The sequence below is a fragment of the Methylobacterium endophyticum genome, from assembly GCF_050591105.1.
Taxonomy (GTDB): Bacteria; Pseudomonadota; Alphaproteobacteria; order Rhizobiales; family Beijerinckiaceae; genus Methylobacterium.
Genome location: NZ_JBNHES010000003.1, coordinates 323,010 through 343,369, shown reverse-complemented (window position 1 = coordinate 343,369; position 20,360 = coordinate 323,010). Strand labels below are relative to the sequence as shown.

Sequence of the window (20,360 nt, the reverse complement as noted above, 5' to 3'; positions counted from 1 at the left end):
CAACGAGAGCTGGCGCTTCAAGAACCGCGCCTGAGGCCAGAACCTACGACGCCAAAGCTGGGCTTCGGATCAGCTCAGCCGCACCGTGCCGAGCTTGCGAAGGGGTCCCCATTGCACGCCGATCCGGGGTCCCGTTCCAACGCTTTTTGACAGGGCTGCCGCCTGAATGAGATCGTCGGCCTGCAATGGACCGACATCGATTGGGGTACGCGCCAGATCACGATCCGAGGCAAGGGCGACAAGACGGCCCTGATCCCCCTGTCGTCCGGCGTGCGGGCGCTTCTGTTCCCACTGCCCAGCCTATCGGCGCCGGGCGAGTCCAGATCGGGCCCTGTCTTCACCTACGTGTGCCGAAAAAAGCGCGGAGCCCGGCAGAAAGGCGACCGGCTTCCGATCACCTACCAGGGCCTGAAGACGCAGTGGCGCCGCTCCCGCGCGAAGTCAGGCGTGACCAACTTCCGATTTCACGACAATCGACACACGGCCGCGACGCGCATCCTCCGTGCTGGCGGAAATCTCAAGACGGTGCAGGTGCTGCTCCGGCACGAGGACATCACCACCACAGCCAAGTACGCCCACGTCAACGACGAGGATGTTCGGGCTGCAATGGAGGCCGCCGAGGCGGCCCATGTGCAGCTCGAAGCGAAAAGTCCCGAAAAAAGTCCCGAAGTCGGCACTCCTGACCAAAATCAGAATGCGACTTCATCGGTAAAATAATATGTTTTTCAATCAGATAAGCAAGATCGGCGAGGGTCCAGGAATGAGCAGAACCGCTTGTCCCAAACCAGGTGCGCTACCAGACTGCGCCACACCCCGACACGGCTTCTTCCCTAGGGAGAAGGGTCGTTCCGGTCAATCTGAGCCCTCGTCGCAGAGCCCTCGAAGCACTTCCGGCTGCGCCAGGAAAGCGCATTTCGGGATCGTTGAGTGACTCTGGAATCGACCCGGCGTCGGGCAGGGAAGCCCATGTCGGGCTCGGCTGCGTCACTCGGAGCGGCAAGCCTTCGCAGTCGACCGATTCGCCCTGCACGCGCCGGACGTGGATGCGCCGGAGAAGCGGATGCCTCATCGGCCGGAGGGCCGGCTCGACCTGTGCCCCCCCGCTGCCGAAGCCGCATCATCTTGCCGGCAAAAGCCAAAGCCGGCGCTCAATTAGCCGGCTTACATGGTCGGAGTAGAGCGTCCTCATCCCCGTCGCGCGAGATCCGCCAGCAGGCTCGCCGCCACCACCACCTTGGAGACGGTGAGATCGGAGGCCGCGATCGCCTCCACGGCGGCGCGGATGCGCGCGAGGGCGGGGCCTCGGGCATCGCTCCAGGCGGAGACGGCGTCGGCACCGGCGCCGACGCTGCCCACCACCTCCGCCGTCAGCCCGCGATGGGCAGCGGAGATGCCGGACACCGCCCGCTCCAGGGCGACGCGGTCGAAGGTGTCCGCCACGGGGACGCCCCGCGCCGCCGCCGCGAGATCGTCGAGGCGGAAGGCGTGCTCGATGGCGAAATGGGTGGCCGCGATCTCGGGCAGCGTGTGGCCGTCCGTCTCGGCGACGCGCACGATGTCGGGGGCCGAGACCAGGGCCTTCAGCGAGGCGAGGCGGCGGGCCGGCTCCTCCGCCATGCCCCGCCCGACGAGATCGGCCCGGCGTGCCTCGATGGCCGACACGGCCTCGGGATCGAGGATGCGCGGCAGGGCGTCGAGCACCGCCGCGATGCCTTCGCGGTAGCGCGCCACGATGGGCGAGATGCCCCCCGACAGGTCGAGGTTGCGGATGAACCAGACGATGCGGTTCGTGAGCAGATCCTGCACCTCGGCATAGAGCCCGAGCTGGTCCTGGCCGGGAATCTTGCCGTCGAGGCTGTCGATGGCGAGGTTCAGCTCCATCAGGCCGAAGGCGTCGCGGGTGATCGCGTAGGCCTTGGCGATGGTCGCGGCATCCGCCCCGGTCTCATCGACGAGCCGGGTCACGAGGGCCGGGCCGCCCCGGTTGACGATGATGTTCGAGAGCGCCGTGGCGATGATCTCCCGGCGCAGGCGGTGGCTCTTCACCGCGTCCGGGAAGCGGCGCTTCAGCTCCTGCGGGAAGTAGCGCTGCAACTCCCGGTCGAAATACGGATCGTCCGGCACCGGGCTCGCGAGGAGGGCGTCGTAGAGCGAGAGTTTCGCATAGGCGAGGATCACCGCGTATTCCGGCCGGGTCAGGCCCTCGCCGCGACGCAGGCGCTCGGTGATCGTGGCGTCGTCGGGCAGGAACTCCACCGCGCGGTCGAGGCGGCCTTCCGCCTCCAGCGCCTGCATGACCCGCATGGCGAAGCCCGTCTCGCCGGCCCCCCGGCGCAGCGCCAGGGAGAGGGCCAGCGTCTGGAGCTGGTTGTTGCGCAGCACGAGCGCGGCGACCTCCTCCGTCATCGCGACGAGGAGCGCATTGCGGGCATCCTGGTCGAGGCGCCCGTCGCGCTCCGGGACCATGAGTGCGATCTTGATGTTCACCTCGACGTCGGAGGTGTTGACGCCGGCGGAGTTGTCGATGGCGTCGGTGTTGAGCCGGACACCGGCACGCGCCGCCTCGATGCGCCCGCGCTGGGTCAGGCCGAGATTGGCGCCCTCGCCGATCACCTTGGCGCGCACCATCGCTCCGGTGATGCGCAAGGCGTCGTTGGCACGGTCGCCCGCGTCCTCGTCGGTCTCGGTCGTGGCGCGGATATAGGTGCCGATGCCGCCGAACCAGAGCAGGTCCACGGGCGCTTGCAGGATCGCCTGCATCACCTCTGTGGGCGTCGCCTCGGTCCGGTCGACGCCGAGCGCCGCCCGGATTTCGTCGGACAGCGGAATGGTTTTCAGGCTGCGCGAGAAGACGCCGCCGCCGGGCGAGATCAGCGATGTGTCGTAATCCGCCCAGGACGAGCGCCCCAGGGCGAAGAGACGCTTGCGCTCGGCGAAGCTTTTGGCGGCGTCGGGGTTCGGGTCGAGGAAGATGTCGCGGTGGTCGAAGGCGGCGACCAGCCGCAGGCTCTCCGAGAGCAGCATGCCGTTGCCGAAGACGTCGCCCGACATGTCGCCGACGCCGACCACGGTCACGGGATCGCTCTGCGTATCGATGTCGATCTCGCGGAAATGGCGCTTCACCGCCTCCCAGGCGCCGCGCGCGGTGATGCCCATGGCCTTGTGGTCGTAGCCCTGGCTGCCGCCCGAGGCGAAGGCGTCCCCGAGCCAGTGCCCGCGCTGGAGCGAGAGACCGTTGGCGATGTCGGAGAAGGTAGCGGTGCCCTTGTCGGCGGCGACGACGAGATAGGCGTCGTCGGGGTCGTGCCGCACGGTGTCGGCCGGCGGCGCGATGCCGTCCCCGACGATGTTGTCGGTGAGCTCGAGCAGCGTGCGGATGAAGATCTTGTAGCTCTCGGTGCCTTCCGTCAGCCAGGCTTGGCGGTCGGAGGCCGGCGGCAACTGCTTCGGGAAGAAGCCGCCCTTGGCGCCCACCGGCACGATGACCGCGTTCTTGACCTGCTGGGCTTTGACCAGGCCCAGGATCTCGGTGCGGAAATCCTCCGGCCGGTCGGACCAGCGCAACCCGCCGCGCGCCACGTAGCCGAAGCGCAGATGCACGCCCTCGACGCGGGGCGAGTAGACGAAGATCTCGAAGAACGGCCGCGGCAGCGGCATGCCCGAGACCTTCGCGCAGGCGAACTTGAACGAGATCGTCTCGCGCGGAGCGCCCTCCGGCGTCCTCTGGAAGAAGTTGGTGCGCACCGCCGCTTCCACCAGATTGACGAAGCGGCGCAGGATGCGGTCGTCGTCGAGGCTGGTGACGTCGGCGAGCGCCGTCTCGATCCCGGCGCGGATCGCCGCCTCGGCCTCGCTCCGGTCGCCCTGCGCCGCCGGATCGAAGCGCGCGTAGAACAGCGCGACGATGCGCGCGGTAAGAGCACCGTGCCGGCTCAGGGTGGCGGCGAGGTAGTCCTGGCCGTAGCGGATGCGGAGCTGGCGCAGGTAGCGCCCGAGCGCCCGCATCAGGGCGGCATCGCGCCAATCGAGCCCCGCCTCCAGCACGAGGCGGTTGTAGCCGTCGGATTCCGCCTGTCCGCGCGAGAGCGCCAACAGCGCCGATTCGAGCGGCTTCTCGGCGCGGGCGAGGTCGATGGCCTCGCCGGTGGCGCGCTCCAGCAGCATGTCGTGGAGCCAGACGCGGCTCTTTGCATCGCCGTACTTGGTGTCGCTGGACTTGGTGTCACTGGGCTTGGTGTCGCCGGATTTGGCGTCGCCGACGAGCAGCCGGTAGGTGCGCTCGTCGATGACGCGGAAGCCCAGATGCTCAAGCGCCGGCACCCGCTCGGAGAGCGCCAGCGCGGCCCCGCGGGAAAACACCTTCAGCCGCACCTGGGAGTCCGGGTCGGTCTCGCGACGGACGAGATCGGCGGCGCGGGGGTCGTCCTCGCTCAGGCGCTCGAGCGTGGCGATGTCGGCGACCGCCACGCGCGGCTCGTAATTGTCGCGATAGCTCGGGGAGAAGGCATCGGCGTAGCGGGCGGCGAGCGCGCGGGCGGCGCGGTCGGGCATGGTGGCGGCCAGCGCCTCGCGCAAGGCATCGCCCCAGGTGCGCACGATCCCCGCGACGCCCGCCTCGAGGACGGCCGGGTCGCGCTCGCGGGCGCTGTCCTCGTAGAAGCCGACGATGTAGTGCGTGCGCGCCAGCGGCCCTTCCGGGAAGGCGGGATCGGCGATCGCGAGCCGGCCGCCGAGTTCCTCGGCGAGATAGGCGCCGATGCGCGCCCGCACGGTGGAATCGTAGCGGTCCTTCGGCACGTAGACGAGAAGCGAGACGAAGCGGCCGAACCGGTCCGGCCGGGACAGCACCCGGATGCGCGGCCGGTCGGCGAGGTTCATGATCGCCAGCGCGAAACGATGGAGCCGGTCGATGTCGATCTGGAAGAGGTCGTCGCGGGGGTAGGTGTCGAGCACGTCGAGGAGGGTGCGCCCGGCATGGCTCGTCGGGTCGAGACCGGCGCGGGCGGCGACCTCGGCGACCTTGCGGCGCAGATACGGCACCTCGCGCGCCGGGCTGCTATAGGCGGTCGCCGCGAACAGGCCGACGAGGCAGAGCTCGCCCGACAGGGTGCCGTCGGCGGTGAACAGCTTCACCGCGATGTAATCGAGATGCACCGCCCGGTGGACGCGCGAGCGCTCGCTCGCCTTGGTGACGATGAGCGCCTGAGGCGCCTCCAGGAAGGCGACGATCTCGGGCGTCATGTGAACGAGACGCCGGCCGGAGCGCAGCATCTCCACATGCGGATCGCGCAGGAGCCCGAGCGCGGTGCCCCCGAACTCGGGATGGGTGCGCCGGTCGAGGCGGTGCTCGCGCAGGCCGAGGGGGGTGAAGTGCCCGTCCCTCAGCCAGTCGAGCAGGGCGACCGCCTCCTCGACCTCGGCGGCCGGGAGCGGCGGCGGCAAGCGCCGATAGGACCCGGCGAGCCGGTCGATCACGTCGCGCATCGCCGCCGCGTCGTCGGTGGCGACCGCCACGTCGCGATAGACCCGGCCCAGCCCCTCCACGAGCCGGGCGCGGGCGCCCTCGTCGTCGAGCCGGTCGAGATGGATGTGGATCAGGCTCTCGCGCGGGAAATCGGCCTGCGCATCCGCCGTGGTCTCGCCGACCACGCGGGCCAGCGCGCCGGAGGCGTCGCGCTCCACGCCGAGGATGGGGTGGGCGACGAGGAGCGGGGTCAGGCCCTGGCCGTTCAGCTCGGCGAGCGTCGAATCGAGCAGGAAGGGCCGGTTGTCGTTGACGATATCGAGGACGGTCAGGTCGCGCCCGGCGCGGTCGCGCTCGACGGTGACGTCGAGGAGCCGGATGCCGGCACCGTCGCGGGCATGGGCCTCGGCGAGATGCCGGCGCGCGGAGAGGGCGAGGGAGGCCAGGGTCTCGGCCGGATAGGGCGCGAGATCCTCGGGCGGCACCCGGCCGAACAGGTCGTGGACGAAGCCGCCGGGCTGGTTCCGGGCGTCGAGGCGGGCGGCGGCCTCCTCCAGCAGTCCGGTGCGGGTCGCCTTCTGCTCGTCGGAGGTCAGGGCCGTGGTCGCATCCAACGCCATGCTTCACCTCGAAGGCTTGAGACGGCGCGCGAGTCGCCGCGTCCCTCTAGCTAGGTTCTACACGATGGCGGGCGCGATGATGCGCCGGGGCCGCGAAATGGGCGACAGATGGGCTCCGGCGTTCACCTCAGCGCCCGCTCCAGTTCGGCGGGCGCTTGGCGAGGAAGGCTTCCATGCCCTCGCGGAAATCCTCGCTCATGTAGCACATCAGGATGAGGTCGTCGCCGGGACGGGCCTCGCCCTCGGCCGCCTCGGCCTCCTCCTGGAGGCGGCGCAGGCCCTCCTTCGTCGCGCGCAGGGTCAGGGGCGCGTGCGAGGCGAGCATCTCCGCGAACTCGGTGGCGCGGGCATCGAGGGCGGCCGCATCGGGCACCACCTCGCCGACGAGACCGATGGCGAGCGCCTCCCGCGCGCCGACGAGCCGGGCCGTGAACAGCATGTCCTTGACCCGCGCCGGGCCGATCAGGCCCGAGAGCCGCTTGAGGTTGCCCATCGAGAGGCAGTTGCCCAGCGTCCGGGCGATGGGGAAGCCGAAACGCGCGTCCTCCGTGGCGATGCGGAAGTCGCAGGCCGCTGCGATCGCCGCCCCGCCTCCGGTGCAGGCGCCCGACACCGCCGCGATGGTCGGCACCCGCAGCCGCTCCAAAGAGCCCAGCACCCGGTCCATGAATCGCTCGTAGCCGAGCGCATCCTCGGGGGTCTTGAAGCTGCGGAACTGGGCGATGTCGGTGCCGGCGGCGAACGCCTTGCCGCCCGCGCCCGCGATCACCAGCGCCTTCACGGCCGGGTCGTCCTCGATCCGCCGGCCGAGCGTGACGAGGCCCTCGTACATGGCGAAGGTCAGGGCGTTGCGCGCCTGCGGCCGGTTGAGGGTGATCCGGGCGATGCCGGCGTCGTCGACGGCATAGAGGAGCTCGTCGGTGGAGGGTGTCGCGTCGGTCATCTTCGTTCCGCGAGGGTCAGGCGATGGCCTGTGCTACCCCATCCGGGCGCCCGTGCGAATGCGGCGCTCAGGCCGTGATCCGCTCCAGCATCGTCGCGAACTCGGCGCGGGCGTTGGCGATGAGGTGGTCGACGGTCTTGGCGTCGAGGCTCGCCCGGACCAGGCGCTCGCGCAGCGCCGCCTCGCCCTGCCAGGCATAGCCGGCATCCATGGGCAGGTGGCGCAGCAGCAGGGGGCTGACGATCTTGTCCCGCTGGTAGGCGCGGTGCCGCATCAGGCGGCCGATCTGCGCCATGAGCTCCTCGAGCCGGTCGGGCGCGGCCGTCCGGTTCACCGACGTGTAGCGCATGGTCTCGATTCCGCTTCCCCCTCCGCATTCTAGGCCGGAGAAGCTTGCGGTTTGGTGAGCAGGATCGCGGCCCGTCGCGGGCCGGCCGAAAAACTTCGGCCGGGGGTGTCCCCTCGGCGGCCGGGCGGTGCTATGCACGCCCTACCCGAAGAGATGCGAGCGCCGACGAAGCCCTCGCCCGATCCGAGCACGCCATGAACCCTCTCGTTCCCCTGTTCGTCCTGATCCTGGTCCCGATCGCCGCCATCGGCCTCGTGCTCTTCACGGATACCGGGATCGAGCCGTCGCTGTTCTACGCCTCGGTGAAGACCTTCGTGATCCTCGGCGCCCTCGCCTGCCTCCTCTCCTTCGGCGCGAGCAAGCTGGCGAACCGCTCCTGATCCTCACGGGCGGCCGCCGCGCCGCCCGCGCCCCTCACGCGACGGAGGACGCCGCATGATCTCGATCGTGCCGTCGTTCGGACGGATCGGCGAGGAGAACGCCTTCGCCGTGCTCGCCCGCGCTAACGCGCTGGCGGCCGAGGGCCGCGACATCGTCAATCTCGGCATCGGCCAGCCCGACATGCCGACCCCCGCCCATGTGGTCGAGGCCGGGGTCAAGGCCCTTCGCGACGGGCATCACGGCTACACCCCGGCCGTCGGCATCCTCCCCTTGCGCGAGGCGGTGGCCCGCGACATCCACCGGCGCCACGGCGTCGAGGTCTCGCCCGAGAGCGTGCTGATCGTGCCCGGCGGCAAGGTCACGATGTTCATGGCGATCCTGATGTTCGGGGAGCCGGGCGCCGAAATCCTCTATCCCGACCCCGGATTCCCGATCTACCGCTCGATGATCGAGTTCACCGGGGCGACCCCGGTGCCGGTGCCGATCCGCGAGGAGAACGGCTTCGCCTTCTCCGCCGCCGAGACCCTGGCGCTCATCACCGACAAGACCCGGCTCCTCATCGTCAACTCGCCGGCCAACCCCACCGGGGGCGTCACCCCGAAGGCCGAGATCGACGCGCTGGTCGCGGGGCTCGCCGCCCATCCCGACGTGGCGATCCTCTCCGACGAGATCTACGGAACCATGACCTATGACGGGGAGGCGCATCACTCGCTCCTCGCCTATCCCGAGATCCGCGACCGGCTGATCTATCTCGACGGCGCCTCGAAGACCTACGCCATGACCGGATGGCGCCTCGGCTGGTCGGTCTGGCCGAAGCCGCTCTACGAAGCGGCCCGCAAGCTCGCGGTGAACGCCCATTCCTGCGTCAACGCGGCGACGCAATGGGCCGGCATCGCCGCCCTCGACGGGCCGCAGGACTGCGTGGCCGAGATGGTGGCGGAGTTCGACCGGCGCCGGAAGCTCGTGGTGGACGGGCTGAACGGCCTGCCGAACGTCTCCTGCATCACGCCGAAGGGCGCCTTCTACGCCTTCCCCAACGTCTCGCGGACGGGCTGGAAGGCGAAGAGGCTGGCCTCCGCCCTGCTGGACGAGGCAGGCGTCGCCGTCATCGGCGGCCCGGATTTCGGCGTGCACGGCGAAGGTTACATCCGCCTCTCCTACGCCAACTCCGCCGAGAACATCCTGCGCGCGCTGGAGCGGATGAAGACCTTCCTGAAGGAGCGCGTCGATGGCTGAGCGATCACGGGCGGCGCTCGCCGCCGGCCTCCTTCTCGCTAGCGTCGTCTCGGCGCCGGCGGTTGCGGAACCGGCCATCGACTGCGCCAAGGCGTCCTCCACCCCCGAGATCGCCTTCTGCGCCGACAAGGACTTCCAGGCCGCCGACGCGGCCCTGAACGCCGCCTACAAGGCGATGATGGCGCGCATCGACGCCGCCACCTCCGAGGACGACAACACCGCCCGCACCCAGCGCCGCTCCTGGCGGGAGGCGGTGACGGAGGCCCAGCGCAAGTGGATCGCCTTCCGCGACACCGACTGCGCGGCGGTGGGCGCGGCCTGGATGGGCGGCACCGGCATGGGGGCCGCCGTCTCGACCTGCCTCGCAGAGACCACCCGCGCCCGCACGGCGGAGCTCAAGAAGCGGGTGCGCGACGGCAACTGAGCGCGCCGCCTGTGGATGGCGCGGAGCCCGGCCCCGCGAGCGGCCCATGGAAACGATCGATTAAGCCGGATCGGGGAGCGTCTCGTTCATGATGATCGCAGCCGCCTCCCTCCTCGCCATCGCCTCCGCCAGCGCGCTGATCCTCGGGCTCGGCTGGAGCGTCGCCGCCGAATCCACCCGCCAGGGCGACCCGCGCCCGGCCATGGGCGTCATCTGAGGCGCGGGCCGGAACCGGGCGGCCCCCGCGCGCTTTCCATCGGCTGACGTCACCGCCGAGGAGACCGCATGCCGACGGATCTGCCCGACCGCGCCCCGCCCCCCGCATCCCAGGCGCCGAACGAGCGCGGCCTTCGCAAGCCCGGCTCCATGGAGCTCGACCCCTCCGCCGAGGGCGTCGCGGTGGAGGAGACGCGCCGGCTGATCGCCTCGGACAAGGTCGAGGGCACCGCCGTCTACGACCCGGCCGGCGAGCGGCTCGGCTCGATCCACAACTTCATGGTCGACAAGGTGTCGGGACAGGTCGCCTACGCGGTCATCGCCGCAGGCGGCTTCCTCGGGCTCGGGGAAGCCTACCATCCGCTTCCCTGGCGGGCGCTGACCTACAGCGTGGAGCTCGGCGGCTACGTGGTCGATCTCGACCGCGACACGCTCGCCGGCGCGTCCGGCACGCCGCCGGGCGAGGACGCCTTCGCGGACCCGGCCTTCGCCGGAGACCGCCGCGCGTCGCTCGCCTGACGCCTGCCGGGCCCCTAGGGGTTCAGAACTTGCCGCCGAGCCCGACATTGCCGTTGGCCCCGAGTCCGGGGGCCAGGGTGGGGCCACCGCTCGCTCCGGCCTCGGCATTGCCCTCGATCTCGTCGCGACGGATGCGGCGTTCGGGCGTCGGACCACCGTTGCCGGCGGAGCGTCCCGCCTTCGGCAGGTCGAGCCTGCGGGTCGGGGCCGTCTGCAACGGCTGCCCGTCCGGGTCGACGGTGGCGACGCGGGCGCCCCGGTTCGGCATCGAGCCGCGCAGCGAGGGCGGCGGCCCCACGTCGCTCTCCGGCATCACGCCCCCGCCTCCGCCCAGCATCTGGCATCCGGCGAGCGAGGCGGCCAGGAGCGCGACCGCGCCCACTCTCGATGGCAGGGACATGAGACGATTCCTCTTCGCGCGGACGGCCCGTGGGACCGGCTCGCCGTGGCGTTTCCCGGCTTCCTCTACGACGGGGTTTTGGCGAAAACCAGTCGAGCCCGGCCGCATCCCGGCCATAGATGGTCGGTCCCGAGATCAGGTGGGCAGGATCGCGACTGAAAGGCTCTCGCCGGGACGTGCTCCCTATGATCCGGCCCGATTCAGCCAGTCGACCAGACCGGGAAACGGTTGCCACCAGTGGGCGAGCACGAAGGCGATGCCGCTGCCGAGCAATATCCAGACGCTGCCGGACAGGAGCCTCGCCGTCCTGGCGAAGCGAAGAGGATCGTCGTTCTCGATCCGAAGCGCCCGCCGAAGCGTCTCGGCCTGGGCGACGATCGCGGCAAAGGCGAGGAGCGCGCCGACCGCCTCGAAAAAGGTCCAGTTCCGCGTGGGCTCATCCAGGACGATGAGCTTGAGATAGGCGAAGGTAATGCCTGCGAGAAAAACCGTCGCGCTGACGATCGCCTGATGGAATCCGTTCGGTACGCTCGCCTTCATGGGCCCGTCGATATCTCCGAGCTTGCCCTCTGGAATGCCGTGCCGGCGCGACCGATTTCACCACACGCCGGGACCGAACATCCAGGCCGGCCCGGAACTTGCCGCGCGAGGGCGGGCGCGGGTCCACAACTTCGCCTTTGTCCGCTCGCAGGATAAGGGCATCCGGCAGCCGCAGGCCGGAACCCGGCCCGATCGCGGCTGTTGGGCCCGGAAAGCCGGCCCGCCGCCCATTCTCTCTGACGACAAGGACGACAGCCCGTGACCGGAACCCTTCGGATGATCGTGACCGCGACCATCGCTCTCTGGTCCGCGATGGCGACGGCCGGCCACGCCGCCGCTCCGGGCGAAACCCCTCAGACGCCCACGGGGACCGCCGCTCCCGCCCCGCCTCCGGCGGCGCCTGCCCCGGCGACCGGGCCCGCTCCCCAGGCCGGCCAGCAGGGCACGCCGGCCACGGTCCTCGACGCGCAGGACTACGAGAGCCTGCTCGGCAAGGGCGTGCGCGCCGCCAACGGCGACGATCTCGGCCGGGTCATCGACGTCATCATCGACAAGGACGGGCGCCCGCGCGCCGCGATCATCGATTTCGGCGGCTTCCTCGGCGTCGGCTCCCGCAAGATCGCCGTGGACTGGCGCTCGCTCCGCTTCTCGGTGGACGGCAAGGTCGGCCCCGTGACCCTGACGCTCAACCGCAACCAGGTCCGCGTCTCGCCGGAATACAAGAGCGGCGACCCCATCGTGGTGCTCGGCCCGGCCGGCCCGAGCGCGCCGCCCCCCGAGGGCGAGCAGGCGGCCGCCCCCGCTCCGACACCCGCTCCCGCCGCACAGCCGCCCGCCGCCGACAAGCCGGCGGAGAAGGCGCCCGATAAGTGAGGGCGCCGCGCCCGAAGGAGCGCCGGGCCATCTCCCCGCGCGAGCGCGACCTGCCGCGGCAGGATGTTCGGACGCGTCCCGTCCGGCTGAAGACGGCGCCGCCGGAGGCCGCCCCCGGCCCGATGCCGGAGCCCGCCGCCGTGACCGCCCGGCCGCCCGTCTCGCGCGGCAGCCGTCGCGGGCTCGACGCCTTCGCCTTCTTCGTCGCCAACCTCCAGACCGGCTTCGGCCCGTTCCTCGCGGTCTATTTCACCCAGGCGAAATGGACCCAGTCCGACATCGGCTTCGCCCTCACCGTGGGCAGCCTCGTGAGCCTGCTCGGGCAGGTGCCGGGGGGCGCCTTCGTCGACGCGGTGCGCTCGAAGCGCTTCGCGGCGGCAGTCTCGGTGGTGGGCATCTCGGCGAGCGCCCTGGCGCTGGCGCTGTGGCCGAGCTTCCTCGTCGTGCTGCTCGCCATGGCCGTGCACTCGGCCGCGAGCTGCATCCTGACGCCGGCCATCGCCGCGATCAGCATCGGGCTCGCGGGTCACGCCGGGGCCGGCGAGCGGCTCGGCCGCAACGCCAGCTTCTCGGCGCTCGGCAACGGGTTCGCGGCGGCCGGCATGGGGGCGGTGGGCTACTACCTCACCAACGACGCCGTCTTCTATCTCACCGCCGCCCTGGTGGTGCCGACGCTCACCGCGATCTCCTTCATCCGCGCCGAGGAGATCGCCCCGGCCCCGCGCGCCCCCGCGCCGGTGCCCGACCGGGCCTCCTCCGGCCCGGCGGCGGGGGCGCTACGCGTGCTGCTCGCGAACCGGGCGCTGCTCTGCTTCGCCGCCTGCATGACGATGTTCTTCCTCGCCAACGCGGCGATGCTGCCGCTCGCCAGCAGCATGCTGACGCTCCGGGCGGGCGAGACCGCCACAGCGCTGGTGGCCGCCTGCATCGTCGTCCCGCAGGCGGTCCTCGTGCTCTCGGCGCCGGCTGTCGGCCGGGCGGCGGGGCGCTGGGGACGGCGCCCGATGCTGCTCCTCGGCTTCGCCGCCCTGCCGGTCCGGGGCCTGCTCTTCGCCTATCTCGACGCGCCGCACTGGATCGTAGCCGCGCAGGTCTTCGACGGCATCTCGGCGGCGGTGTTCGGCGTGCTCGTGCCGCTGGTGGTCTCGGACCTGACCCGTGGCACCGGGCGCTTCAACCTGTCGCTGGGCGCGGTGGGCACCGCCATGGGCATCGGCGCCGCCTTCTCGACCTCCCTCGCCGGGATGATGGCCGACCGCCTCGGCACGCATGCCGCCTTCATCGGGCTCGCCATGGTCGGCGTCGCGGCCCTGGGCCTCGTCGCGCTGATCATGCCCGAAACCCGCCGGGAGGACGCATGACGCGCGTGCGGCGCGACAAAATGCTGTCGCGCTCAACTCAGGTTCAGCTACCATCGGTAGAACCACGCCGCGAGGGCGGCGCTTCGCAACGTCCGACGGGGCTCTTGCGTTGCCGCCGGGGTTCGCGATTCGTCACACATGGTCGGGTCGCCGCCGCGCCGGCCCGCCGGAGCCGTTGAGATCGGGATGTCCATCGCGATGGAGCAGCTCTCTACCTACGCCGACCGTCCCTGGGCCTTCGTCGCGCGCTACCTGAAGCGCCGCGCGCTGCCCCATGCGGTGATCCTGGTCGCCGTGCTGGGGGCCGTCGGCTTCTCGGTGAGCACCGATTACGCCCTGAAAGGCGTGGTCGACGCGCTGAGCAAGGGGCCGTCCGCGGGCCTGATCTGGGGGGCGCTGGCGATCCTGATCGCCTTCATCGCCGCCGACAACATGCTCTGGCGCGTGGCGAGCCTGGTGGGCGCCTTCACCTTCGTGGGCGTGACCGGCGACATCCGCCGCGACCTCTTCCGCCACCTCACCGGCCATTCGCCGACCTATTTCGCCGACCGTCAGCCCGGCACGCTCGCCTCGCGCATCACCGCGACCTCGAACGCGATCTTCACGGTCGAGAACATGTTCGTGTTCAACGTGATGCCGCCCTGCGTCGCGGCCTTCGGCTCGATCGCCTACATCGCGACCGTCAACCTGACCATGGCCGGGATCCTGGCCACCATCTTCGCGGCCGTGGTCGTGCTGATGTTCAAGATGGCCTCCGCCGGCAAGCCGCTGCACCACGACTTCGCCGCCAAGGCCGCGAGCGTCGACGGCGAGATGGTCGACCTCGTCGGCAACATGTCGCTGGTGCGCGCCTTCTCGGGCTTCAAGCGCGAGGCCGTCCGCTTCGAGGGCACCATCGGCACCGAGATGCGCTCGCGCCGCTCTTCGCTGCTCTACCTCGAGAAGCTGCGCATCGTGCACGCCATCCTCACCGTGCTCGCCGTGCTCGGGCTGCTCTACTGGGCGATCAAGATGTGGGAGGCGGGGCAGGCCACCAACGGCCAGGTGGTCCTCGTCTGCACGCTGGGCATCCGCATCCTCGCCGCGACGCGCGATCTCGCGGTGGCGCTGGTGGACGCGACGCAGCACACCGCCCGCCTCTCCGAGGCGCTGCACACCCTGCTCCAGCCGCACGACCTGCTCGACCACCCGGAGGCGGAGCCGCTCACGGGGCACGCCGCCAAGCTCGAGTTCCAGCACGTCGCCTTCAGCTACCCGGACGGGCGCGGGGTCTTCACCGATTTCGATCTCGTCATCGAGCCGGGCCAGCGGGTCGGGCTGGTGGGCAAGTCGGGCGGCGGCAAGTCGACGCTGTTCTCGCTGCTGCAACGCTTCTACGACGTCACCGGAGGCAAGATCCTCGTCAACGGCAAGGACATCGCGCTGGTCACGCAGGAGAGCTTGCGCGAGCAGATCACCGTGGTGCCGCAGGACGTCTCGATGTTCCACCGCTCCCTGCGCGAGAACATCCGCTACGGGCGGCCGGAGGCCACCGACGAGGAGGTCTGGAAGGCCGCCGACGCGGCGCGCTGCACCGACTTCATCAAGGACCTGCCGCAGGGCTTCGACACCATGATCGGCGATCGCGGCCTCAAGCTCTCGGGCGGCCAGCGCCAGCGCATCGCCATCGCCCGCGCCATCCTGAAGGATTCGCCGATCCTGCTCCTCGACGAGGCGACCTCGGCGCTCGACGCTGATTCGGAAGAGGCGATCCGCATCGCGCTCGCCAACCTGATGAAGGGCCGCACCGTCATCGCCATCGCGCACCGGCTCTCGACGCTCAAGGACTTCGACCGGATCGTGGTGCTCGAAGGCGGCCGCATCATCCAGGACGGCTCGCCGGAGCGGCTCACCCATCTCGACGGCTTCTACAAGGAGCTGATCAAGAAGGAATCGATGTCGATGGCACTCGCCGCCGCATGAGGCGGACGCGCATCGCGCGGCGCGGCGCGCTGATTCTGGCGGGGCTGCTGGCGGCCGCGCCGGCCGCCGCCATCGAGGGGCGCTATGCCGTCGAAGGCAGCAATCCCGGCCGGAGCGACGTCACCTATCGCGGCCTCGCCGCGATCCGAAAGTCCGGCGACACCTACAGCATCGTCTGGCAGATCGGATCGGGCCGGCAAATCGGCACCGGCATCCTCACGGGCAGCGTGCTCTCCGTCGTCTTCCGCTCCATCGACGGCAAGGGCGGGGGCGTCGCGAGCTTCGAGACGGCCGACGGCGCCGTCACCTCGGGCCGCTGGGCCGTGACCGGCGGCACCGCCACCGGCACCGAGCGCTGGACCGTCCAGCCGAACCCCTGAAGTCTGTTCAGGGGAAGCGGTTTCCGGTTCTCCGCCCGGACAGACGGCGGACTCTCGACTGCCACGGCTTTCATCCCCAGCTCTTCCGATTCGCAGAGGCCGGCTGTGCGCGCCTGCACCGACCGTTGCCGCGCGGGCACGCCACGCACGTATCACGGGCTGTGGATGGGCTTGCCCGATTCTTGCCACAATCCGTGCAGCGTGGCAGGCTGTGTCTCGAAATGGGACGGCTGTCCATCGTCGCCCAGGAGCTACGGCCATGGCCGCCCCGAGCCTCGAAGACACCACATCGAACAGGGATCGCGATCCGGTCTCGATCCTTCGCGCCCGTGCCCTCGCCGATGCGAGGCAGCTGCGTCTGCTGGCCTGCGTGGCGTTGCGGGACGGCGCGCCGCGCGCCGATCTGCGCGCCGCCAACGCGCGGGCGGCCGCGCGCAGCGTGCTCGCCCATGCGCGCCGTCTCTCGCGTTTGACGGTCCTCGAGCACACGCCCGGCTGACAACCGCGCCGCTGCTCTCCGCATGCGGGAACGCCGCGCGCGGCGGCAGGCCTCGAACCCGCCGCCGCTTCCGCCTGCCGAGAGCGGCGAGCGTTCTCAGCCGGACACTCAGGCCGCCGAGGCGATCCTTGCCGAGCGGGCGCGGTCGCATTCGGCCGCGTCGAGGAAGGCGTGGGCCTCGTCCTTGCGCTCGAAGACGTGGGGGGCGAGCCCGCGCTTCTTGAGCGCCTCCTGCATCTTCACGCGCAGGAAGGCGTTCGTCGCGTAGCGGGTGGTGGTCAGGTAGTGGTGCTCGCAGAGATACTCGATCATCTCGGCGTAGTCGTCGTAGAGGCTCTCGCTCATGCGAAAGCCGTCGTGGTTGACCACCGAGTTGACCCGCCGCCCGGCCGCGACGCAGGCCTCGACCAGGACCTTGCGCAGGTCGCCGATGTCGCCCTTGGAGCGGGCGTGCCAGCCTTCGAGGTTGAGGAAGAGGATGTTGCGCTCGCCGTCGTAGCTCACCCGCTCGCACAGGTTGAGGTTCAGCATGTCCGAGATCAGGTCCATGGGCTCGTCGACGAAGATCCGGCGGTCCATGGTGATGGGCGCGTTGACGATCGGCGCGAAATCCATGTGGGCGAGGATGTCGCGCGCGATGTCGATGCCCGGCGCCACCTCGATCAGCTCCAGCCCCTCGGGCGTGAGCTGGAAGACGCAGCGCTCCGTCACGTAGATCACCGGCTGAGACCGCTCCTGCGCATAGGCGCCGCTGAACGTCACCTGCTCGACGGCCGAGAGGAACTTGCGCGCCCTGCCCTCCTTGAGGATGCGCAGCGCGCCGTCCTCGATCGCGACCTCGAGCCCGCCCACCGTGAAGGTGCCGGCGAAGACCACCGAGCGCGCGTTCTGGCTGATGTTGATGAAGCCGCCGCAGCCGTTGAGCTTGCCCCCGAACTTCGAGGTGTTGACGTTGCCGTGGAGGTCGCATTCGGCGAGCCCCAGGCAGGTCATGTCGAGGCCGCCGCCGTCGTAGAAGTCGAACATCTGGTTCTGGTCGATGATGCAGTCGGCGTTCGTCGCCGAGCCGAAGCTCGACCCGCTGGCGAGCACGCCGCCCACGGCGCCGGCCTCGGTGGTCAGCGTGATGTAGGGCGTCACCTTCTCCTCGTTGGCGACCGCCGCGATGCCCTCCGGCGCGCCGACGCCGAGATTGACCACGCCGTTCGGCGGCAGCTCGAAGGCCGCGCGCCGGGCGATGATCTTGCGGGCGTCGAGGGGCATCTTCCTCATGCCGGCCACCGGCACGCGGATCTGGCCGGCGAGCGCGGGGCTGTGCTGCACGCCGTAGTTCATGCGGTGCTGCTCGCCCTCGGCCACCACCACGCAATCGACCAGGATGCCGGGGATGCGCACGTCCTTGGGCAGCAGGAAGCCGTCGTCGACGATGCGCTCCACCTGCGCGATGACGATGCCGCCGTTGTTCCTCGCCGCCATGGCCTGGGCGAGGCAATCCAGGGTGAGCGCCTCCTTCTCGACGCTGATATTGCCCGACGGATCGGCCGAGGTGCCGCGGATCAGGGCGACGTCGATCTTCGTGGCCTTGTAAAAGAGCCACTCCTCGCCATCGACCTCGACCAGCTTGACGATGTCCTCGTCGGTGAGGGTGTTGACGCGCCCGCCCCCGTGGCGCGGATCGACATAGGTCTTGAGGCCGACCTTCGAGAAGAGCCCCGGCTGGCCGGCGGCGCAGGCCCGGTAGAGCTGCGAGATCACGCCCTGCGGCAGGTTGTAGCCGAGGATGCGGTTCTCCTGGGCGGCCTGGGCGACCTTCGGCATCCGGCCGAAATTGGCGGCGATGACGCGCTTGAGCAGGCCCTCGTGATGCAGCCGGCCGGTGCCGAGCCCTTTGCTGTCACCGGCGCCGGCGGTCATGATGAGCGTGAGATCGCGCGGCGCGCCGGTCTCGACGAAGCGCGTCTCCAGCGCGGCGTGCAGCGCCTCCGGGATGCAGCTCTGCACGAAGCCGGTGGTGGTGACGACATCGCCGTCGCGCACGAGGGCGATCGCCTCGGCGGCGGTGATGACCTTGTTCTTGCGCATGCGACGCGTTCCTTATCCCTCGGCCCTCTCCGCCGCCTCGGGCGGGGAGCGCGGGAGCCGGCGGGCGGGGCCGGCCTCGACGCCGCCCATTCCTCAGCCGGTCCGCCAGGACCTTCCGGTACCGCCACCGTCTTCGAGACGTGGCGCCCGTGACGTCGACCTTAAGCTAAAGCCTCGCCGGGACAATGAAACTTTCTTGAGCGGGTTGCTCAATTTAAGTGACGGCGACAGCAACGCCCCGGCGAATGCTTAGATTTGCATTCAATATACCAGAAACCACGGCGATCTTCAGCGGAGGAGCGGGCCGGCGAGAAGCGGCCTCTCTTCGCCGTGCGCCGAACACCATCCGCTCGGGACGATCGACCGCGAGCCCAACGGGCTTCGGCCCGACCCTTCGGCAGGATCGGGCCGCGCGGGCCGAACGAAATCGCGAACGGGCCGGGGGCGCCGCCGCTCCCCCGCGCCTCGGTCAGGTCCGCGAGGGGTAGTTCGGGCTCTCGCGGGTGATGGTCACGTCGTGGACATGGCTCTCGCGCAGGCCCGCGTTGGTGATGCGGATGAACTGCGCGCGCTCCTGGAACGCGGGGACCGTCGCCGCGCCGACATAGCCCATGGCGGCGCGCAAGCCGCCCGCGAGCTGGTGCAGCACCGTCGCCACCGGCCCCTTGTAGGGCACCTGCCCCTCGATGCCCTCGGGCACGAGCTTGTGGGTGTCGCTGACCTCGGCCTGGAAGTAGCGGTCGGCGGAGCCGCGCGCCATGGCGCCGACCGAGCCCATGCCCCGGTAGGATTTATAGGAACGCCCTTGGTACAAAAAAACCTCGCCCGGAGCCTCGTCGGTGCCGGCGAGCAGCGAGCCGAGCATGGCCACCGAGGCGCCGGCCGCGATGGCCTTGGCGAGGTCGCCGGAATACTTGATGCCGCCGTCGGCGATCACCGGCACGTCGGCCCGCTCGGCCGCCTCGACAGCCTCCATCAGCGCGGTGAGCTGGGGCACGCCGACGCCTGCGACGATGCGGGTGGTGCAGATCGAGCCCGGCCCGATGCCGACCTTGATGGCGTCCGCGCCGGCGTCGATCAGCGCCTGCGCGCCCTCGCGGGTGGCGACGTTGCCGGCCACCACCTGCACGGCGTTGGACAGCTGCTTCACCCGGCGCACGGCGTCGAGCACCTTGATCGAGTGGCCGTGGGCCGTATCGACCACGATGACGTCGCAGCCCGCATCGATCAGGCGCTCGGCCCGCTCGAAGCCCTGGTCGCCCGTGGTGGTGGCGGCCGCGACCCGAAGCCGGCCCTGCTCGTCCTTGACGGCCTTGGGATACGTGACCTGCTTCTCGATGTCCTTGACCGTGATGAGGCCGATGCAGCGGTAGTGATCGTCGACGACGAGCAGCTTCTCGATGCGGAACTGGTGGAGCAGGTGCTTGGCCTCCTCCTGCGTCACGCCCTCGCGCACGGTGATGAGGCGGTCGCGGGTCATCAGCTCGGAGACCGGCTGGCCAGTATTCGTCGCGAAGCGCACGTCGCGGTTGGTCAGGATGCCGACGAGCTTGCCGCGCGAGCCGTTGGGGCCGCGCTCCACCACGGGAATCCCGGAGATGCGGTTCTTGCTCATCAGCGCGAAGGCGTCGGCGAGCGTCTCGTCCGGGTGGATGGTGATGGGGTTCAGCACCATGCCCGACTCGTATTTCTTGACGAGGCGGACCTGCTCGGCCTGCTCGACCGGCTCGAGGTTGCGGTGGATGACGCCCATGCCGCCGTTCTGCGCCATGGCGATGGCCATGGGCGCCTCGGTGACGGTGTCCATGGCGGAGGCCAGGATCGGCAGGTTGAGCGCGATGGAGCGGGTGAGCCGGGAGGCCACGTCCACTTCGGTGGGCATCACCGAGGAGGCGGCGGGACGAAGCAGAACGTCGTCGAAGGTCAGTCCTTCGATGATCGAGTCTGCGCTGATACGGGCCATGAACCAACTCCGGCTGCAAGATCTCCACCGGGGCCTTGCGGGCGTCTCCGGCGGGTTCGGGTTGGCACGTGCCAGTATCACGGAGGTTCGGCCGCGCAAAGCGGCGAGGCGGCGTTCCGGAGACGAGTCACAGGCCCCGTGCCTGCGC

At 70.3% G+C, this 20,360-nt stretch carries 18 protein-coding genes; 11 read left to right on the top strand and 7 right to left on the bottom strand.

Annotated elements, in window-relative coordinates; genetic code table 11:
- Positions 1-162 precede the first annotated feature (162 nt).
- Complete coding sequence (locus ACP56T_RS06115) at positions 163-717, top strand: tyrosine-type recombinase/integrase (protein WP_430911240.1); 555 nt, start codon at positions 163-165, stop codon at positions 715-717.
- A gap of 468 nt (positions 718-1,185) precedes the next feature.
- Here the strand turns inward: ACP56T_RS06115 and ACP56T_RS06110 are convergent, their stop codons facing one another.
- The 3 genes from ACP56T_RS06110 to ACP56T_RS06100 form a co-directional block, all read right to left on the bottom strand.
- Complete coding sequence (locus ACP56T_RS06110) at positions 1,186-6,084, bottom strand: NAD-glutamate dehydrogenase (RefSeq protein ID WP_430911225.1); 4,899 nt, start codon at positions 6,082-6,084, stop codon at positions 1,186-1,188.
- Between the two features lie 127 nt (positions 6,085-6,211).
- Positions 6,212-7,027 carry an enoyl-CoA hydratase/isomerase family protein gene (locus ACP56T_RS06105; protein WP_430911224.1) on the bottom strand — a complete coding sequence of 272 codons (816 nt, stop codon included), beginning with the start codon at positions 7,025-7,027 and terminating at the stop codon, positions 6,212-6,214.
- Positions 7,028-7,094: 67 nt separating this feature from the next.
- On the bottom strand, positions 7,095-7,376 hold the full coding sequence (locus tag ACP56T_RS06100; protein ID WP_430911223.1) for a hypothetical protein: 282 nt from the start codon (positions 7,374-7,376) through the stop codon (positions 7,095-7,097).
- 194 nt (positions 7,377-7,570) lie between these two features.
- Between ACP56T_RS06100 and ACP56T_RS06095 the strand changes: the two genes are divergently transcribed.
- The 5 genes from ACP56T_RS06095 (at position 7,571) to ACP56T_RS06075 (ending at position 10,152) form a co-directional block, all read left to right on the top strand.
- Positions 7,571-7,756 (top strand): hypothetical protein, encoded by a 186-nt coding sequence (locus ACP56T_RS06095; RefSeq protein WP_430911222.1) that lies wholly within the window; start codon positions 7,571-7,573, stop codon positions 7,754-7,756.
- A gap of 55 nt (positions 7,757-7,811) precedes the next feature.
- Positions 7,812-8,993: a pyridoxal phosphate-dependent aminotransferase gene (locus tag ACP56T_RS06090; protein WP_430911221.1), complete on the top strand. Its 1,182-nt coding sequence runs from the start codon at positions 7,812-7,814 to the stop codon at positions 8,991-8,993.
- Positions 8,986-9,417 carry a lysozyme inhibitor LprI family protein gene (locus tag ACP56T_RS06085; RefSeq protein ID WP_430911220.1) on the top strand — a complete coding sequence of 144 codons (432 nt, stop codon included), beginning with the start codon at positions 8,986-8,988 and terminating at the stop codon, positions 9,415-9,417. The genes ACP56T_RS06090 and ACP56T_RS06085 overlap by 8 nt, the downstream gene beginning before the upstream one ends.
- An 88-nt stretch (positions 9,418-9,505) precedes the next feature.
- Positions 9,506-9,634, top strand: a complete 129-nt coding sequence (locus ACP56T_RS06080; RefSeq protein ID WP_430911219.1) for a hypothetical protein — start codon at positions 9,506-9,508, stop codon at positions 9,632-9,634.
- 68 nt (positions 9,635-9,702) lie between these two features.
- Entirely contained in the window at positions 9,703-10,152 is a 450-nt protein-coding gene (locus ACP56T_RS06075; RefSeq protein ID WP_430911218.1) for a PRC-barrel domain-containing protein, read from the top strand.
- 22 nt (positions 10,153-10,174) lie between these two features.
- Here the strand turns inward: ACP56T_RS06075 and ACP56T_RS06070 are convergent, their stop codons facing one another.
- Together ACP56T_RS06070 and ACP56T_RS06065 are read right to left on the bottom strand one after the other, a co-directional pair.
- A complete protein-coding gene (locus ACP56T_RS06070; protein WP_430911217.1) occupies positions 10,175-10,552 on the bottom strand; it encodes a hypothetical protein in 378 nt (125 codons plus the stop codon).
- Positions 10,553-10,735: 183 nt separating this feature from the next.
- Positions 10,736-11,092 (bottom strand): hypothetical protein, encoded by a 357-nt coding sequence (locus tag ACP56T_RS06065; protein WP_430911216.1) that lies wholly within the window; start codon positions 11,090-11,092, stop codon positions 10,736-10,738.
- A 258-nt stretch (positions 11,093-11,350) separates the two neighbouring features.
- Between ACP56T_RS06065 and ACP56T_RS06060 the strand changes: the two genes are divergently transcribed.
- The 5 genes from ACP56T_RS06060 (at position 11,351) to ACP56T_RS06040 (ending at position 16,167) form a co-directional block, all read left to right on the top strand.
- Positions 11,351-11,965, top strand: coding sequence for a PRC-barrel domain-containing protein (locus tag ACP56T_RS06060; RefSeq protein ID WP_430911215.1), 615 nt, complete (start codon positions 11,351-11,353; stop codon positions 11,963-11,965).
- On the top strand, positions 11,962-13,326 hold the full coding sequence (locus ACP56T_RS06055) for an MFS transporter (RefSeq protein ID WP_430911214.1): 1,365 nt from the start codon (positions 11,962-11,964) through the stop codon (positions 13,324-13,326). The genes ACP56T_RS06060 and ACP56T_RS06055 overlap by 4 nt, the downstream gene beginning before the upstream one ends.
- A 198-nt stretch (positions 13,327-13,524) precedes the next feature.
- Positions 13,525-15,288 (top strand): ABC transporter ATP-binding protein, encoded by a 1,764-nt coding sequence (locus ACP56T_RS06050; RefSeq protein ID WP_430911239.1) that lies wholly within the window; start codon positions 13,525-13,527, stop codon positions 15,286-15,288.
- Positions 15,285-15,668: a hypothetical protein gene (locus ACP56T_RS06045; RefSeq protein WP_430911213.1), complete on the top strand. Its 384-nt coding sequence runs from the start codon at positions 15,285-15,287 to the stop codon at positions 15,666-15,668. Before ACP56T_RS06050 ends, ACP56T_RS06045 begins: the two co-directional genes overlap by 4 nt.
- A gap of 259 nt (positions 15,669-15,927) precedes the next feature.
- Positions 15,928-16,167: a hypothetical protein gene (locus ACP56T_RS06040; protein ID WP_430911212.1), complete on the top strand. Its 240-nt coding sequence runs from the start codon at positions 15,928-15,930 to the stop codon at positions 16,165-16,167.
- Between the two features lie 108 nt (positions 16,168-16,275).
- Here ACP56T_RS06040 and ACP56T_RS06035 read toward each other — a convergent pair whose 3' ends face one another.
- Both ACP56T_RS06035 and guaB read right to left on the bottom strand, forming a co-directional pair.
- Positions 16,276-18,249, bottom strand: coding sequence for an acyl CoA:acetate/3-ketoacid CoA transferase (locus ACP56T_RS06035; protein WP_430911211.1), 1,974 nt, complete (start codon positions 18,247-18,249; stop codon positions 16,276-16,278).
- A 469-nt stretch (positions 18,250-18,718) separates the two neighbouring features.
- Entirely contained in the window at positions 18,719-20,212 is a 1,494-nt protein-coding gene (guaB, locus tag ACP56T_RS06030) for an IMP dehydrogenase (RefSeq protein ID WP_430911210.1), read from the bottom strand.
- Positions 20,213-20,360 lie beyond the last annotated feature (148 nt).

What these genes read in the sequence shown, in the direction of transcription:
- ACP56T_RS06110 (WP_430911225.1), bottom strand. Translation starts at nt 6,084, where the DNA reads ATGGCGTTGGATGCGACCACGGCCCTGACCTCCGACGAGCAGAAGGCG.
- ACP56T_RS06105 (WP_430911224.1), bottom strand. Translation starts at nt 7,027, where the DNA reads ATGACCGACGCGACACCCTCCACCGACGAGCTCCTCTATGCCGTCGAC.
- ACP56T_RS06100 (WP_430911223.1), bottom strand. Translation starts at nt 7,376, where the DNA reads ATGCGCTACACGTCGGTGAACCGGACGGCCGCGCCCGACCGGCTCGAG.
- ACP56T_RS06095 (WP_430911222.1), top strand. Translation starts at nt 7,571, where the DNA reads ATGAACCCTCTCGTTCCCCTGTTCGTCCTGATCCTGGTCCCGATCGCC.
- ACP56T_RS06090 (WP_430911221.1), top strand. Translation starts at nt 7,812, where the DNA reads ATGATCTCGATCGTGCCGTCGTTCGGACGGATCGGCGAGGAGAACGCC.
- ACP56T_RS06085 (WP_430911220.1), top strand. Translation starts at nt 8,986, where the DNA reads ATGGCTGAGCGATCACGGGCGGCGCTCGCCGCCGGCCTCCTTCTCGCT.
- ACP56T_RS06080 (WP_430911219.1), top strand. Translation starts at nt 9,506, where the DNA reads ATGATGATCGCAGCCGCCTCCCTCCTCGCCATCGCCTCCGCCAGCGCG.
- ACP56T_RS06075 (WP_430911218.1), top strand. Translation starts at nt 9,703, where the DNA reads ATGCCGACGGATCTGCCCGACCGCGCCCCGCCCCCCGCATCCCAGGCG.
- ACP56T_RS06070 (WP_430911217.1), bottom strand. Translation starts at nt 10,552, where the DNA reads ATGTCCCTGCCATCGAGAGTGGGCGCGGTCGCGCTCCTGGCCGCCTCG.
- ACP56T_RS06065 (WP_430911216.1), bottom strand. Translation starts at nt 11,092, where the DNA reads ATGAAGGCGAGCGTACCGAACGGATTCCATCAGGCGATCGTCAGCGCG.
- ACP56T_RS06050 (WP_430911239.1), top strand. Translation starts at nt 13,525, where the DNA reads ATGGAGCAGCTCTCTACCTACGCCGACCGTCCCTGGGCCTTCGTCGCG.
- ACP56T_RS06045 (WP_430911213.1), top strand. Translation starts at nt 15,285, where the DNA reads ATGAGGCGGACGCGCATCGCGCGGCGCGGCGCGCTGATTCTGGCGGGG.
- ACP56T_RS06040 (WP_430911212.1), top strand. Translation starts at nt 15,928, where the DNA reads ATGGCCGCCCCGAGCCTCGAAGACACCACATCGAACAGGGATCGCGAT.
- ACP56T_RS06035 (WP_430911211.1), bottom strand. Translation starts at nt 18,249, where the DNA reads ATGCGCAAGAACAAGGTCATCACCGCCGCCGAGGCGATCGCCCTCGTG.
- guaB (WP_430911210.1), bottom strand. Translation starts at nt 20,212, where the DNA reads ATGGCCCGTATCAGCGCAGACTCGATCATCGAAGGACTGACCTTCGAC.